The following is a 2,465-nucleotide window of genomic DNA, read 5'->3' on the forward strand; positions in this document are numbered from 1 at the left end:
AGCTTGATGCGGAGTCTGGGTTTGGATCAATGAAGATGTGCATGTGATTGAACGCCGCTTGCAAACGAATATGCTTAGAAAGCAACATTCCGTTACCAAACACGTCCCCAGCCATATCACCGACACCAATTGCCGTAAAATCTGTGGTTTGACAGTTAATACCCATCTCGCGGAAATGACGTTTGACCGACTCCCAACCACCTTTGGCCGTGATCCCCATAGCTTTGTGGTCGTAACCATTAGAACCACCAGACGCAAATGCATCACCTAACCAGAAGTTGTATTCCTCTGATACCGAGTTAGCAAGATCCGAGAATGTCGCAGTTCCTTTATCAGCAGCCACAACCAAGTATGGGTCATCCTCATCATGGCGCACGACATTGTTAGGATGCACGACCTCGCCTTCAACGATGTTGTCCGATACATCAAGCAGTGCGCGAATAAAGCGTTTATAACAGCGCTGACCTTCCGCAAAGATCTCATCGCGGCCAGTGACTAGTGGCTGGCGCTTACACACAAAACCACCTTTCGCTCCCACTGGTACAATAACCGTGTTCTTAACCTGTTGCGCTTTTACTAAACCAAGTATTTCAGTACGGAAATCCTCTTGGCGATCAGACCAACGCAAGCCACCACGCGCAACTTTACCACCACGCAAGTGAACACCTTCAATGTCTGGGGCATAGACGAAGATCTCAAACGCAGGCACAGGTTGAGGGATTTCAGGGATATCACTTGGTTTCATTTTAAGTGATAGCCAAGGTTTATGCTGCTTATTGTCGTCCAACTGATAGTAGTTAGTGCGCAATGTTGCAGTGATCATTTCGATGTAACGGCGGATAATACGATCGTCGTCCAAACTCTCAACATGATCTAACTGTTCAGTCATCTTAGCGATAAGATCATGCTGACCTTTCTGACTGCCTTTGAATTTTGGTTCAAAACGTTTCGCAAATAGATCAACCAACCCCTTGGCTAATTCAGGATAGTGACTGAGTGTATCCTCGATGTACTGTTGACTAAATGGGAAGCCCACTTGGCGCATGTAACGAGCATAAGCACGCAAAATTGATATCTCACGGCCCGATAATGAAGCACCTAACACCAAGCGGTTAAATCCATCACTTTCTAACTCACCCGCCCAGATTGCAGCAAAGGCTTGTTGGAAACGATCACGCGCTTGACGAAGATCAACCGTCTCTTCGCTCTTGTGCAGCATGGAGAAATCAAGGATCCAGTAGACTTGTCCGTTCGCCTTGCGAACTTCATATGGCGACTCACCAATCACGCGTAAGCCCAAGTTTTCCAACATAGGCATGACATCGGATAAGTGTATAGGCTCATCACGGTGGTAGAGTTTGAGCCGTACTGATTTCGAATCGGCACCGAGTTCTTGTGGACGATAGAAAAGCATACCGAGTTTGTTGTCATCACTTAGCTTTTCAAGTCGCTCGATATCCGCTACCGAAGAACCTGGCATCACATCTTCTTTGTACGAACGTGGGAATGCACGTAGGTAATCTTTCGATAGTGGCAGCCCCTTACTTTCACCAAAGTTCGCCACGATCGCTTCTGATAAACGATCATCCCAAGTTGAAGATGCTTCCATTAAGTTTTGCTCAATCGTTTTAACGTCTACGTCCATGTTGTTATTATCAACACGAACAATATAGTGAGTTCGAGCTAGTGGGCTCTCAGAAAAATAGGTCGTGAACTCAACTTCTTGCTTACAACCAAAGTACTGTTTAAGGATCCGTTGGGTTTGGCGACGTAACTCTGTGTTGTAACGATCTTTAGTGACGTAGACCATACAGCTAAAGAAACGACCGAACGGGTCTTTGCGTACAAACAAGCGCAGCATGTCACGATCTTGCATCTGCACTACACCCATACCGACTTCAAGCAGCTCTTCTTCTTTTGCTTGTAGAAGTTCATCACGTGGGTAGTTTTCTAAAATATTGTGCAGTGCTTTATAGGAATATGAACCTTCACGATAACCGCTCGCCTCAAGAATACGCCCTACTTTTTCACGAATCAGTGGGATGCCTTGAACGCTCTGGTTATATACCGCAGAAGTGTAAAGACCAGTGAAGCGATGCTCACCAATCACTTTGCCATTTTTATCAAACTTCTTGATACCAATGTAATCGGTATAAGCTGGGCGATGGATACGCGACGCTTGATTGCCTTTGGTGACAATCAGCAGAAATGGCTTTTTAGCTTCCAGGCGAGCCGAATCTGGAAAATCAGAAAGCTTAACGGTACGAACGCGTTCACAGTTGGCAAATAAACCTAAGCCTTTATCGGCAGTCGGTCGCAGCTCAGTATCGCCATCAACGGATACAAGGTCATACTCTTTGTATCCCATAAAGGTGAAGTTATGATCCCCTAACCAACGAAGGAACTGGATCGACTCATCATAACGATCACCTTGGATCTCAACCTTTCCTTGTTGTGATTCTACT

Annotated in this window: 1 protein-coding gene; it reads right to left on the reverse strand. The window is 45.8% G+C overall.

Going from position 1 to position 2,465, the window contains the following annotated elements; genetic code table 11:
* Positions 1 to 2,465 (reverse strand): NAD-glutamate dehydrogenase domain-containing protein (locus QTO00_RS18060; protein ID WP_331426013.1); only part of this gene is annotated, 2,465 nt, incomplete at both ends.

It is taken from the genome of Vibrio sp. M260118, assembly GCF_036533755.1.
In the GTDB taxonomy this organism is placed as follows: Bacteria; Pseudomonadota; Gammaproteobacteria; order Enterobacterales; family Vibrionaceae; genus Vibrio.